The 13,697-nt window shown below is 66.6% G+C and carries 11 protein-coding genes; 5 read left to right on the top strand and 6 right to left on the bottom strand.

Annotation, left to right across the window (positions count from 1 at the left end):
- Window positions 1-62 precede the first annotated feature (62 nt).
- Both ACYQ07_RS12415 and ACYQ07_RS12420 read left to right on the top strand, forming a co-directional pair.
- Window positions 63-1,076 carry a hypothetical protein gene (locus tag ACYQ07_RS12415; protein WP_459882054.1) on the top strand — a complete coding sequence of 338 codons (1,014 nt, stop codon included), beginning with the start codon at window positions 63-65 and terminating at the stop codon, window positions 1,074-1,076.
- Window positions 1,077-1,327: 251 nt separating this feature from the next.
- Window positions 1,328-2,278, top strand: coding sequence for an HFX_2341 family transcriptional regulator (locus tag ACYQ07_RS12420; RefSeq protein ID WP_459882055.1), 951 nt, complete (start codon window positions 1,328-1,330; stop codon window positions 2,276-2,278).
- A 38-nt stretch (window positions 2,279-2,316) separates the two neighbouring features.
- Here the strand turns inward: ACYQ07_RS12420 and ACYQ07_RS12425 are convergent, their stop codons facing one another.
- The 3 genes from ACYQ07_RS12425 to ACYQ07_RS12435 form a co-directional block, all read right to left on the bottom strand.
- Window positions 2,317-3,123 (bottom strand): TrmB family transcriptional regulator, encoded by an 807-nt coding sequence (locus ACYQ07_RS12425; protein WP_459882057.1) that lies wholly within the window; start codon window positions 3,121-3,123, stop codon window positions 2,317-2,319.
- A 61-nt stretch (window positions 3,124-3,184) separates the two neighbouring features.
- On the bottom strand, window positions 3,185-4,849 hold the full coding sequence (locus ACYQ07_RS12430; protein ID WP_459882059.1) for a DUF255 domain-containing protein: 1,665 nt from the start codon (window positions 4,847-4,849) through the stop codon (window positions 3,185-3,187).
- A gap of 131 nt (window positions 4,850-4,980) precedes the next feature.
- On the bottom strand, window positions 4,981-5,208 hold the full coding sequence (locus ACYQ07_RS12435; protein ID WP_459882061.1) for a DUF8028 family protein: 228 nt from the start codon (window positions 5,206-5,208) through the stop codon (window positions 4,981-4,983).
- A 260-nt stretch (window positions 5,209-5,468) separates the two neighbouring features.
- Here ACYQ07_RS12435 and ACYQ07_RS12440 point away from each other — a divergent pair, with 260 nt between their 5' ends.
- The gene (locus ACYQ07_RS12440; protein WP_459882063.1) at window positions 5,469-6,527 is read left to right on the top strand and encodes an asparaginase; all 1,059 of its coding nucleotides are present in this window, start codon (window positions 5,469-5,471) and stop codon (window positions 6,525-6,527) included.
- A 602-nt stretch (window positions 6,528-7,129) separates the two neighbouring features.
- Here ACYQ07_RS12440 and trmB read toward each other — a convergent pair.
- Window positions 7,130-8,182: an HTH-type sugar sensing transcriptional regulator TrmB gene (gene trmB / locus ACYQ07_RS12445; protein ID WP_459882065.1), complete on the bottom strand. Its 1,053-nt coding sequence runs from the start codon at window positions 8,180-8,182 to the stop codon at window positions 7,130-7,132.
- Window positions 8,183-8,276: 94 nt separating this feature from the next.
- Window positions 8,277-9,023 carry a proteasome assembly chaperone family protein gene (locus ACYQ07_RS12450; protein WP_459882067.1) on the bottom strand — a complete coding sequence of 249 codons (747 nt, stop codon included), beginning with the start codon at window positions 9,021-9,023 and terminating at the stop codon, window positions 8,277-8,279.
- A gap of 162 nt (window positions 9,024-9,185) precedes the next feature.
- On the opposite strand from ACYQ07_RS12450, the gene ACYQ07_RS12455 reads away from it, so the two are divergent.
- Window positions 9,186-10,268, top strand: coding sequence for a mechanosensitive ion channel family protein (locus ACYQ07_RS12455; RefSeq protein ID WP_459882069.1), 1,083 nt, complete (start codon window positions 9,186-9,188; stop codon window positions 10,266-10,268).
- A gap of 53 nt (window positions 10,269-10,321) precedes the next feature.
- Complete coding sequence (locus ACYQ07_RS12460; RefSeq protein WP_459882071.1) at window positions 10,322-11,941, top strand: MATE family efflux transporter; 1,620 nt, start codon at window positions 10,322-10,324, stop codon at window positions 11,939-11,941.
- A 33-nt stretch (window positions 11,942-11,974) separates the two neighbouring features.
- On the opposite strand, the gene ACYQ07_RS12465 is transcribed toward ACYQ07_RS12460, so the two are convergent.
- Window positions 11,975-13,669, bottom strand: coding sequence for a YcaO-like family protein (locus ACYQ07_RS12465; protein ID WP_459882072.1), 1,695 nt, complete (start codon window positions 13,667-13,669; stop codon window positions 11,975-11,977).
- Window positions 13,670-13,697: the final 28 nt, after the last annotated feature.

A 13,697-nucleotide genomic window follows, 5' to 3' on the forward strand; every position in this document is an offset into this window, starting at 1 on the left:
TGGTTCTAGGCGATCCACGAAAGCACCCGGTCTTTTAACGTTGTTAGTCTAACCAGTCAACAATGGACCGAAGGGAGTATCTCGCTGTAACAGGAGGTATGATAGCAATAGCTGGTTGTTCAGGATCTTCGGACGAAGAGCAATCATCCAATAATATTTCTGAAAACGAATCATCTAACGATGCAAACGGACTAAGAGGGCCTGAAGAGGCTGTAGAGCATTATAATGATGCTATTGAACTCTTAGAAAAGAATAGTGATGAATTTGAAGAGGTACGTCAGCAACTAATCACAGATCAGGAACCACCCGATTTCAGTGCTACTACGATTGCTTCAAGAACGTCAGAAATCCGTTCGAAACTCGGGAGGGCGAAAGAATATGATGATGGTTCATTGTCTGATGCAATTGAGGCACTACGAAAAATGTCCTCTTATCAGGATAAACTTGCAGAATATAATGAAGAATATTTGAAACTTGTTGGACTAATAAATAATGGGATGAATGAATACCGCGCTGGAGAGCATCAATCTGCGATCGGAGTGTTTGAAAATGCTCAACAACAGATAGAACCCACTAACTCTGTTTTCGATTCTGTTGTTATAGAATTAGAAGCGGTACAAGATACGGCTGAACAAGCCCAAATGAACGATGAATTGATACAAGAAATCACGATGGTAGAAGAAGATCATGATGAGATTCAAACAGAACTCACTATACTTAGTGATTTATTACCTGCACGGATAGATGAGATTCGAGGAGATTCATTATTTATACAGGGAGACGAATCATTTGAGAATGAAAATTATAGCGATGCACGCTCACATTATTCAGATGCTGAAAGTCATTTTATAGCTGCAAAGACTCGCTTAGAAAGCATAAGTGTTGAAGAAGTCACAGTATATATTCAGAGATTAATTAACGATATCGAGGGGTTGATTTGCGACTACGAGTTTAGTGCAGCAGCGAGTGACGATCTGCAAAAAGCTGCAAATGCAATGGAGAACGGCAATTTTGATGAGGCAGAGGAACATTGGGAAAATGCCAATTCCAATCTTTCAAGTATGGATATGTGCTAATGGTAAATAAGTGATAAATATAGAGAATTATAACTAGACGTTCTTACATTACTAGTCTGAGTAGCCTACTTATTCACGATATGGCTTCAGATACTCTTCCTCGACTAGCAACCGAATAAGAGATTCATTCACTATTTGACGGTTGGTAAGGTTCTCTGTGCGTTTTAAATCGTTCAGCAAACAAGTTCGATGTACGGTTGAAGGGTATGGTAACTGGTGCTTTTTATAAGTAGCACCATTACGTACCGCACATGCAGACGCACATCGTGCCGGTCGGCTTCGACTACGACCGGCTGATCGCCCCGCTCATCCGGGACCAGTTCGACGTGGACCGGGTGATCCTACTTGAAGGCGCCGTGGGCAGCGAGGCGAACGTCGAGTACTCCCGGAACATCGCGCGGAAACTGGAGACGGACTTCCAGAACCTGCTCGGCGCCGAGACGGTCCGCGAGCGGCTCCCCGACGTGTACGACTACGACGCCGCCTTCGAGCGCGCGTTCGACCTGATCAACGCCGAGCTCGACGCCGAGGGGGGCGGGGAGGCCGACGCTGAGGACGGCGACGAGCCCCGCGAGGTGTGGGTGAACGTCTGCTCGATGCCCCGGCCCGTCTCCTTCGCGTTCGCCACCGCCGCCCACTCGATCATGGTCGAGCGGCAGGCGGACCGCGACCGCATCCACACCTACTACACCGCCCCCGAGAAGTACCTCGAAACGGAGCTGGCCGAGGAGCTGCGCGAGAGCCGCGACCTCCTGCGGGAGCTTCGCGACTCGGGCGATGTCGACGACGCGCGCGTCGACGAGCGGCTGGAGACGACCACGGACCTGCTCGCGGAGTTCGACGAGCGCGGCACCACCATCGGCGCAAAGCGGATCGGCGACAGCCACATCGTCGAACTCCCGGTCGCCTCCTTCCAGAACGTCAAGCCGTTCGAGGAGCTCGTGCTGTTCACGCTGGGCGAGCACGGCGAGTTCGAGTCCGTCTCCGAGCTGGCCGAGACGCTCGCCGCCGACCTCAACGAGGAGTACACCGACTCGTTCCGATCGAAGGTGATCTACAACGTCGACCGGCTGGGGCCGGGCGGCAAGGGGTACATCGAACAGGAGGAGCACGGGAAGTCCTACCGGACGACCCTCTCGCGGATCGGCGAGCTGTGGGTCCGCGCGCACGCCGGCGGGGAGCGCGACATCGACCGGCGGTAGGCGGTCGTCGGTGGACCCGAGCGGTCACCGAAACCCCCTCACCCGAACGACAGCGGCTCCGCCTCGTTCCACCTCGGCTCGAACTGGTCTTTCACGTCGGCGGTGAACTCCGGATCCTTCAGGTCGATCATCGCGAACGGCTCGCCCGAGGAGAGCGGGTGGGGAACCTCGATACACACCTCGACGCCGTCGAACACGCTGAAGGTGCCGTCGATTCCCTCCGTCGTCCGGACGGAGAACCCCTCGTGGTCGGCGAGCTCGGCGGAGTAGCGTCGGCCGACACTTCGCGGGAGCTCGTCGACCGCGTCCGGCGAGAGCAACACCCGGATCTCGACGCCACGCTCCAGCGCGGCCGCCAGCTCCTCGGTCACCTGCTCGCCGACGGTCGCGAGGTCGAATCCGGTCGTCGGCGCACCTGCCACGACGACCATCCGGTTTTCGGCGGCGGCGACGCGTTCCAGGAGGAGGTCGGTCGACTCCTCGGCACCGACCGCGGCCGTCCAGAAGCCGCCCTCCACGGGCTCGGCGGCGTCGAGCTCCGTCGAGAGGTCGTCGACGACCTCCTCGTACTGCTCGGCCTGTGACTGGAGCTCGCGTTTCCGCTCGTCGAGGAGCCGGTCGAGCGCGGCGTCCGGCTCAACGGCGGCGTACTTCTTCGGCCGGCTGGCCGCCTGGCTCCGCACGAGATTGTGCTGTTCGAGACTGTTGAGCACGTCGTAGATCCGCCCCATCGGCACCTCGCTGGCCCGCGAGAGGTCCTTTGCGGTCGTTGGCCCGGTTCGCAACAGCGCGCGATACGCCCGGGCTTCGTACTCGGAGAGACCGAGGTCACGAAGCGATGACATAGCCGTACAACTACACGGGAGAGCATAAACGCACCGACCGTTTACCCGGCCGCCTCCCTGCTCAGTTCACGGTGTCGGCGACGCGTGCCATCAACTCGTCGGGCGTTGTCGCCGGCTCCGAGACGCGGTCGCCGGCGAGAACGACTGCGGTCCCCTCCGCGACCGTTCGCGGCGCCGGCGCGTCTTCGCGGTGGGCGTTCGGCACGACGACCTTCTCGTGGTCCGCGACGCGCCAGCCCGCCCGGTGAAGGTCGCTTCCCGGCTCGGTTCCGACGACGACCGTGGTGGTGTCACGAAGCAGTCGCCCGACGAGGCTGCCGTAGCCCGCGACCTGCACGCCCAATCGGTCGGTGGCGCCGGCAAACGCCTCGGCGGTCTCGTGGGCCACCTCCCGATACTGGCTCTCGCCGGTGAGCGTCGCCAGGTCGAGTAGCGCGGTCGACAGCTCCACGTTGCCGTCCAGCGGACGGAAGGGGCGGTCGAGCAGCCCGGCGCCCTCGCGCGGACCGTCGACGAACGAACCGTCCACGTGAAGGCGGTCGATCGCGCGGTCGGCGACCGTTCGAGCGATGTCGGCGTATCGGGAGTCCCCAACCACTCCTGCCGCCCGAACGAGCGCACTCACCACGCGCGCGGCGTCCTCCAGCAGGTCCGTCTCTCCCACCTCGTCGCCGGACCGGAATCGGGTGACGGCGCCCGTCTCGGCGTCGATCAGCTCACGTTCGAGATGGTCGAGGATCCGGATCGCGTACTCGCGGGCGCGCTCGTCGTCGGTGTAGGCGTGGACCGCGAGCAGCGCGTCGGCCGCCAGCGCGTTCCCGCCGGCGTAGACGGTGAGGTCACGCCGGGGCGGGTCGAGGTCCTCGCGGTCGTCGGCGGGGGCGGCGTAGTAGGCGCGGCCGAGCCCCGGCCCCAGGCTGCCGCCCACTGCGTAGCCGGTCCAGAGGTCGTCTGTGAGGAAGTCGACCGCCTGCTCGGCCGGCTCCAGATAGGCGGCCTCGCCGGTGTAGAGGTAGGCGTTCGCGAACGCTCGCGTCACGGCGGCGTTGGTGTCGACGGGCTTCTCGTAGGCCACGTCGCTCCAGTCGCGGGTGCCCGCAAAGCGGAAGAAGCCGCCGGCCACGTCGTCCGCGAGGTGGTCGCGCACGGCGTCGAGCGTGCGGAGCGCCTGCTCTCGCTCCCGTTTGAGCGCGAACTCCACGGTGAGCGGCAGGGGGAACTTCGCGTCCGTCCCCCAGCCGGCGTACTCCGTGTCGAACTTGCTGTCGAGCTGTCCGGCGAGGTGGCTCTCGATGGCCGAGGAGAGCTCTCCACTCGGGGGGAGGTCGGCGTCGAGCGCGCGCGGAACGCGTCCCGCCTCACGCCCCTTCTGGGACCACATCGTGCGGACGGACTCCAGCACCTGGCGCATCCCGTCGACGCCGAGGTAGCCGGCGCCGGTGAGCAGCGTTCCGTCCGGCGCGAGAAACGCCGTCGTGGGGAAGCCGCCCATGTTGTAGCGCTCACGCACGCGCGGGTTGCGGTCCACGTCGACCCGGACGGGGACGAACCCCTCGTTGATGTTGGCGGCGATCCGCGGCTCCGCGTAGGTGGTTGCGTCCATCTCGTGACAGCCCTCACACCAGGTGGCGGACAGCGAGAGCAGCACGGGACAGTCCCGCTCGTCGGCCTCGGCGAACGCCTCCGGCCCCCACTCGCGCCACTCGACGTGCGTCCCGTCGGTCATGGACGCAACTCGGCGTGGCCGGCGGGTAAGCGCTTCGAGACGGGACGGAGGGAGGCGTCGAACGGGGGAGAGAAGCGGGCACCGGCAGCGTGCGGCGTGGAGGGGCGCCGGCGCGCGAGCCTCCTCGTTGCTCACCCGTTGTTGTACTCGTGGCCGACGGCGAGCGCCAGCGCGTTACAGAACAGCAGGCTGACGAAGAGGTAGCCGGTGAGGCCGTCGAGTCCGGCGTACAGCAGCGGCGGATACGACATCGGGATCGCGACCGCCGACCAGAAGGCGGCGGCCCGGACGGTCTCGGACATCCGCCCGGCGAAGGGGAGTTCGGAGACGGCGCGATTCAGTGGCGCGGGGGTCGACATGGGACACTCCCTGCTTGGACGCTGTTGCACATATACCCCACCGAGCGTTCGGGGCATTTCACCCCGACTGGTTAGTCGAGCAAGACGTTTTACGAGCGTCACAGAATCGTCGAGACCGTTCATACGGGCCACTCATTCTTTTTCACCGGATCGACGTGTGTCGAATTACTCGCTGCCGACCGGCCCCGATCGAATGCATACCTCGTGCGAGACGTGCCGGTGGGCGAACCGCTTAGGGGCCGCCGGTCCGAGCTCCCTGCATGCCGACTTCCTCATCGTCGTTCGACGACGGAACATCCCCGCACGTGGCGGTCGTCGCGTGCGGCGGCACCATCGCCTCGGAGCCCGACGACGCCGGCGCGGCACCCGAAAAGACCGGTGAGGATCTCGTCGCCGCCGTCCCCGGCGTCTCCGATCACGCACGAGTCACTGCCCACGAGGTGTGTTCCCAGCCGGGATTCGACGTGCGATGGCGCGACGTGTTCGCGACCGCGGCCACCGTGCGCGAGGTCGTCGCTGGCGGTGCGGACGGCGTCGTCGTCACTCACGGCACCGACACCCTCGCGGACACCGCGTTCGCGCTCGACCTGCTCACCGACCTCGACGCGCCGGTCGTCGTCACGGGCGCCCAGCGTCGCCTCGACGAGCCCTCCAGCGACGCGCCGGCGAACCTGACGCTCGCGGTGCGGGCGGCCGCCAATTCGCGGTTCGCTCCCGGCGTGCATGTCGCGTTCGACGACGAGCTCCACGCCGCCCGCGACGTGGTGAAGGGCCACTCGAACGCGCTTTCGACGATGACCGCGCCCGCGAAGGGGCCGGTCGCCTCGTTCACCCGTGCCGCAGTGCAGGTTCACCGCGAACCGCGCCGCGGGACCGAGGTGTCGGCGCTCGCGGACGCGTTCGATCTCGAGAATCGGGCTGCGGCCGCCGAGCGCGTCCCCGAGGTGCCGGTGGTCCACTCCGGGACGGGAGTCGGCGCCGGCCAGCTCGACCGCGCGCTCGGCGCAGAGGCCGTCGGCGGCGTGGTCGTGGAGGGGACCGGCCTCGGCAACGTCACCGCGGCGCTCGGCGACCGGATCGGCGAGGCGCTCGACGGGGACGACTCGCCTCCCGTCGTCGTCGCCGGTCGCCCCTTTTCGGGGCCGACGGAGCCGGTGTACGGCACCCCGGGCGGCGCCGTCACCCTCGCGGACCACGGCGTCCTCTTCGCCGGCGATCTCCCGGCGGCGAAGGCCCGCGTGGCGCTGGCGCTGGGAGTCGCGGCGGGCCTTGAGGGAGACCGACTGGCGGCGCTTTTTGAGGGGCCGGCGCGACGATAGGGGGATCGTCGACGGAAACGGGAAGCGCACTGGCCGGGTTGCGGTTCCGGAGGACAGTACTGAGGACGTCCGCTGTCCCGTGTGGAATTCTCAATGAGCGATATCGGGAGTAGGTGTTGTACGAGGTTGGTGTTGGCGTTTATAAGTAGGGCGTTGGTGGGGTTGGTTGCTCTTTATAAGGCGTGTTTGTTCGGTGAGTTGCTGATGATTCGGTGACGGAGACCGCCTTCAAAAGCCCCAGCCGGCTCCGGTCGAGGGGCTCGCTGCGCGCTCAAAAGGCCTCTCAGCACCGCCCGGCCTTTTGAGTGCTTACGTCGCCCGTCTTCCCGGAGCCGGCTGCCCCTTTGAGTCCCACCCCGCATAGCACCGCAACCGCACCTCACGCCTCCCCAGCCTCGTCGTCGCCGTAGGCGACGACTCCCTCGCGCGCCGACGAGCGCCCGTGGGGCGCTCGTCGGGCGCGCCACCGCACCGCATCCCGTTTATAAGGAGACCACTACTGCCACTCTCGACAGTTTATATACTCTATCGCCGGCAGCGAACTGCAATACTCACTCCCGATATCGCTCAACAAGCATCCTCATCAAAAACCCCGAATCCTCCTACAGCGCCGGCGGCGCGTCCCGGCCGATGACGATCTCTTGGCCCTCCACGTCCTCTAAGGCGGCGACGCGGCCGCCGATCTCGACGCGACCGCCCTCATCGGTCTCGACGACGAGCGACGCCACCTCCTCGCTGTCCTCGAAGGCGACATCGACGACGCGACCGCGGACGGTGACCGGCTCGCCGGTCTCGATGTCGCGTCCCTCGACGGTCGCGTGGAAGGTGCCGTCGAGCTCGCGGAGGTCCTTCACGGCGCGCCGGATCGAGGCGTAGCGCCGGGGAAACGGGCGGTCACCGCGATCATCGGCCAACGTTTCGGCGGTCGTCCAGAGGACGGTGCCGAAGAAGCCGGAGACGAGAAAGCCGAGCGCGGAGCGGTTGAAGATGACGCCGTAGCGCTCCTGGTCGTCCCGCAGCGCGTCCTGGGTGGCGTAGACGGAGTACTCGCCGTCGCCGACCGCGAGCACCGGGGTGGTGATCCCACGTCGTGCGCGAGCGGTGGTGGCCACCTCCAGATAGTCGAACTCGGCCGGACTCGGTGCCCGCGAGGCGGGCGTGACCAGCAGCTCGACGCTGACGCCGGCGGCGACCTTCGCGGCCAGCTCGTCGCGGAACCGGCGGAGCAGGTCGGGCGTGAGCGAGACGGCGAGCTCGTACTCGGCGCCGGCGATCACCTCCTCGATGTACCGGAGGATCGTCGAGCGCGACTTCACCAGCGAGACGGCCTCCGTCTCGCGGGCCGGCGCGGTGTAGCGCGCCTCCAGCTCGTCGACCATCTCGGTGAACGACGAGCGGAGCTCGCCAAACGCCTCGTCGGGGTCGACCGCGACGATCTTCATCGGCCGTGACTCCCGGAGCTCGACGAGTCCGCGGTCCGCGAGGCTCCGCACCGTGTCGTAAACCCGGGGCTGGGGAATGTCCGTTCGGTCGGCGATCTCGCTTGCGGTCAACTCGCCGTGTTCGAGCACCGCGAGATACGCGTCGATCTCGTACTCGCCGAGGTTGAACCGGTCCCCGACGTAATCGAGCGTCGCACGGAGGTCGTCTGCCATATCCGGTCCAACGTGGTCACCCTGTATAGGTGTTTACTATGAGCCGAGTTGCACGTCGTTCCGAAGCCGACTCCCTGCGTTCGGGACGGCCGTGTTACATGTACATCCGGTCGTGCGAGGACTCGACGTCGCGCTCCTCGATGCGCTCGGCGAGGTCGGCGTGGTACTGCTGGACCTCGGCGGCGAACGCCTCCAGCGGCCCCGAGTCGACGCCGAGGTCGTAGAGATCGTTGGCAGTTTCGACCAGCCGGATCGCCGCTTCGATGTCGGTCGCCTGCGCGTGGACCGGCGTGATGAGGACGCCGACGCCGAGCTCGGTGTCCATCCCGCGTTCGAGCAGCGCGGCGTTCGTCCCGTCGAGAAAGCCGGTCTCCATCGGCGGCACTGCGGGGTCGGCGTTGGCGAGCCGGCGCTCGTGGAAGTCTTCGGTCGCCACGTGGAACGTCCGGTGGGCGTCCGGTCCGTGCGGCACCGGAACGCCGGCGAGGACGGCTATCTCCGAACCGTCGTGTTTCCCGGTCCACGACAGCATCTTCGTCGCCAGCGACTCGCCGAGCATCGAGGGGACGAACTGCTCGCCGACCAGCACCGTGATGTCGAGGTCCTCCCGGGAGTAGAGCCGCGTCGGATGGCGGGGCCGACCCTTCTCGAAGGGGGTGATCGAGGGGAGCCCTTCCGCGCGGATGTACCCCGTCTCCTCCAACTCCAGTTGGTCGACGAGGTAGTCGACCGCCGTGAGCCCCGCCAGGCCGTACGCGGAGAACCCGGCGATCAGCACGTCGCTGGGAGGGCGTTCGTGGGTGACGCTGAACGTCGGGTCGCGGCGGAACATGCCGAGCATGTCTCGGGATTCTCCCGACGACGTGTTAGCCGTTGCCCTCGGCTGCTCGCGCCCGGGACGTTCTCGTCGCACGGTCGCCAGCGAGTCCCGCGGTCGAATCCTCGATTCGTCGACTCGCCCGCCGGTGGAAACGCTTTTTCGAGTGGGCGACGCGGGTAGCGCATGGGCGTGTTGCAGAGCGCGGAGCCGCCACTGTACCAGTGGGACGAGTCGCTCGCCAGCGTGCCGGGTGCGCGGCTGCTCGCCGCCGTGCTCATCGTCGTCGCCGGCGTCTACCTCTCGAAGCTCCTCGTCCGTCTGCTCGGGCGACCGATCGCCCGCCGCTTCGCCAGACAGAGCGTCGCACAGACGTTCCTCCGGGGCATTCGTGTGGGAACGGTCATCCTCGCACTCTTCACCGCGCTGTGGATCTCGGGAGTCGACCTCCCTGACGTGCTGCTCGCCGGCGCGGTGTTCTCCGCGGTGGTCGGTGTGATCCTCGCGCCGCTTATCGGGAACTTCATCAACGGCGTGTTCGTGCTCGCCGACCAGCCGTTCGAGATCGGCGACATGATCGAACTGGAGGACGGCACGCAGGGGTTCGTCGACGACATCACGATCCGCTACACCAAGATCTTCACGCTCGACAACACCTTTCTCGTCGTCCCGAACGGCAACATGCGCAACCGCGACGTCACCAACTACTCCGCGGAGGACGAGCGGACCCGCCGGAGCCTGGACCTCCTCGTCACGTACGAGTCGGACATCGACGAGGCTCGCCGGATCATGGAGCGAGCGGCCCGGTCCTCCGACGCGGTCGTCGACGGCGGCCCCGATATCCGGATCGGCGTCGCCCGGTACACCGCCAGTCCGGACTGTCTCGTCCACGAGTTCGCGGACGACGGCGTCCTCCTGCGGCTCCGCTACTGGGTGAAAAAGCCCTACAAGCTCGGCAAGGTGCGGTCGCAGGTGAACGCGCGGGTCCGCGAGCTCGCCGCCGACGCCGACGTGGAGATGGCGTACCCGCACCGCCACATCGTCTTCGACGACACCTCCGGCACCGCGAACGTCGACCTCGGAGAGCGGCGTGAGCCGCGGGGGTCCTCACACGACGCCGACCTGGACGCCGATCCGGACGGCAAGTCGGAGGCCGCGGACGGCGCCGCCGACGGGCCCCACGGTCCGACCGTCGGCGGGTCGACCGCCGATGAGCCGCCCGGAGACGACCCGACTCCCGACGGTCCGGATCCGAACGACTCCTCATAGCCGTTCACACGGGATCGGAAAGCTGATTGGAGAACGCCGTCCCCCTCAAGGCAGTGAGCGATCCCTCCACCGACGCGCCGGACGACGGCGCGCCGCCCTCCCCTGATCCCTCCAGCGATCCGCCCGGTGACCACGGGAGTGACGACCAGCCGGATGGCAGCGACGACGAGGAACACTCCATCACCGAGGGGAGCCTCGTCCGACCGCTGTTTCACCTCGCGTGGCCCATCGTCGTCATCCAGCTGTTGCAGGTTACCTACAACGTCGTCGACACGCTGTACCTCGGTCGTCTCTCCGCCGAGGCGGTCGGCGCCATCAGTCTCGCGTTCCCGCTGATCTTCCTCCTCATCGCGGTCGCCGGCGGGTTCACGACCGCCGGCGCGATCCTCGTTGCACAGTACACGGGGGCTGACGGCGACCGCTCGGCGGGGCTCGTGGCCGGTCAGACCGTGCTCTCGGTCGCCGTCCTCTCCGTGTTCATCGGCGTGGGCGGCTACTTCTACACCCGGCCGGCGCTCGAACTCCTGCCGAGCGACCCCGACACGGCGGCGAGTGTGATTCCGCTCGCGGCCGACTACATGGAGATCATCTTCCTCGGCATCCCGCTGATGTTCGGCTTCTTCGTCTTCTCCGCGCTGATGCGCGGCTACGGCGACACCCGAACGCCCATGGCGGTGATGGCGCTGTCCGTGGTGCTCAACGTGGTGCTCGACCCGTTCCTCATCTTCGGGTTCGCCAACAACCCGCTGTTCGGCTGGCTCGCGGCGGTCCCCGGAATCGCCGCGCTCGACCCGCACGGCGTCGAGGCGACGCTGTTCGCCGCCACCGGCTACACCGGCTGGGGCATCGAGGGCGCCGCCGTCGCCACCATCGCCTCGCGGGGTGTCGCGACCGCCGTCGGCCTCTGGCTCCTGTTCGCGACCGACCTCGGCCCCGCCGTCACGCTCGCGCATCTTCGCCCGGACTTCGGGTTCATCGAGGACATTTTCCGGCTCGGACTCCCCTCCAGCGTCGAGCAGACGACGAGCGCGATGGCGATGATCACCCTGACTGCCATGATCGTCACGTTCTCGCCGCCGGTGGTCGCCGCCTACGGGCTGGGTAACCGGCTCATCTCGCTGGTGTTTCTCCCCGCGATGGGGCTCGGACGCGCCATCGACACGATGGTGGGCCAGAACCTGGGTGCGGACCGCGTCGACCGCGCGTGGCGCTCAGTAAAACTCGCCGCGACGACTGGGGCCGGCGTCATGCTGTGTGTCGCCGTCATCGCGGTCATCTTCACCGAGCCGATCGTCTCGGTGTTCCTCGGTGACGTCCCCGACGCGCCGGCGACGATCGCGCTCGCCGTCGACTACGTCCGGATCCGCTCCGTGGAGTTCGCCTTCATCGGCGTCTCACAGGTCGTTCTGGGCGCGTTCCGCGGTGCCGGCAACACCAAGACCGCGATGGTGATCTCCATTCTCACCCTGTGGGTCGGCCGCGTTGCGAGCGTCGGCATCCTCGTGTTCGTCCTCGACTGGGGCGCCACCGGAATCTGGGTGGGGATGGCACTGGGCAACGTGCTCGGCGCCCTCGTCGGTGTCGTGTGGTTCCTGCGCGGGACGTGGACGCAGGCGTACATCGAAGACGACACGACCGACGTGGGGGCGACGCCGGCGACCGCCGAGGATTGAGAACGACGGGTATGGCGCCGGCGTGTTCGCCGGCTAGGGGAACGGGTGGTACGCCTTCTCCAGTCGCGGCTCGAACCCCATCGACGCCGGCACGTCCCGCGCGCGCTCGCCGAAGAAGGGGTCGCCGGTGAACAGCGGCTGGGCCGCGGGGACGAGCACGCGGGCCGCCTCGAAGCCGAGCGTCTCCAGATCCCGCGTCGTCGTTCGGGCCGCGTACGGCTCCAGTCCGGCCGCACACACCCGGTCGACGACCGTCGCCAGCTCCGTCTCGCCGTCTGCGTCGGGCTTGCCGAGTCCGTCCAGCGGGACCGTGGAGTCCGGATCGAAGAAGGCACGCGTCTCCTCGGGGAACGCCGAATGGTGGCCGATGGCGGCCCCCTGCTCCTCGGCGCCCTCCCGTCCCATCGACCGGAGCTCGGTCCAGTTCTGGAGCGCCTCCGCGAGCGCGGCGCGCGCCGCGCGAGCCGGGTCGAGGTCCGATCCGGAGCCGGCCGCGAAGTTGGGCCACTCGTCGTCGCGATGGACGCCGACGGCGACGACCGGCACGTCCACGTCGGTGGTGACGAGCAGCGGCGTCACGGTCAGCCCTTCCGCGTGAGCGCGCTTGGTCAGCTCCCGAAACGTCCCGTCGTCCACCTCGAGCCCGAGCGGGTCGATCGTGGAGTACCACGTCGTCATCGTCGCATCGCGCTCGACGGTCTCGTAGAGCCCCGACAGCGCGGCCTCAGTGCCGGAGTTCCCCAGCCCGAGTCCGGTCGTGATCGCCGGGCGATACCGCTTGTCCGTCGGCGGCGGGAAGTGGACGAACTCCGCGGGAAGCGACGCCACCTCGCCGGTCGCGAGATTCTCACCTTCCACCCACGGGAGCGGGTCCTCGGAGTCGTACGCCGGCGCATCATCCGGGCGCACGAACCGGTCGGGACCGACAGGGTTCCGGACGTCCGCCGCTGGCGCCTCGACGAACGCGTCGGTGCGGTAGACCCCTGCAGCGTACCGCTCTAACCCCTCGCCGAGTGCCTTCATGAACGCCGCGTCCCAGTCGGCGTCGACGCCGGCGCCGAACTCCGCGGCTCGCGCGTCGGAAAACGCGCGCGTATCCACCGTGGCGGCGACGTAGTACGGCACGGGGAACGACTCCTGTTCGCCGACCTCACGGAGCGCGCCGATCCGGGGGTCGACCGCCTGCTCCGCGCGGTCGATCGACGCCGAGAGCTCACGGTCGACGTGGCCGCGCGGCAGCGTGTGTTCCTGCTCGGGGCTGCACCCACATCCGGGCACGGGCAACAGCGTCCGCTCCGGTCCCGGAATCTCGGAGACGGTGTCGCCGATCTCCTCGCCGGCAAGCAGCTGGATGGTCCGGCGGCCGGCCACCGACCCGGCGAACCGGACCGCTGAGCGGGTTCCGCGGGGGCGGTCGGCCGGCTCGGAGCCGCCGCTCTCGACGCGCGTACGGAGACAGTCGTAACAGGCGTCCTCGAAGATGGTGATCCCCGCGTCAACTTCGAGGAGGGGAACGCCGCCGAGTCCGCCGACCTCCACCGCCACCCAGCGGTCGAGCTCGGCGTCCGCCCGCGCGAACACCTCCGAGCCGGTGGTTGCGACGACGACCGCCAGGTCGAACCCCTCCAACAGCTCCGGCTCGACGGGCAGCACGTTCACGTCCACGTCGCCCAGCGCGGCCGCGACGGCGTCGACCGCCGGTCCGTCCCCTACGAGTCCGATGTCCATGGGAATCAGCACGCGCAGCGGAGAGAAA

This window comes from Halorubrum gandharaense (assembly GCF_054654575.1).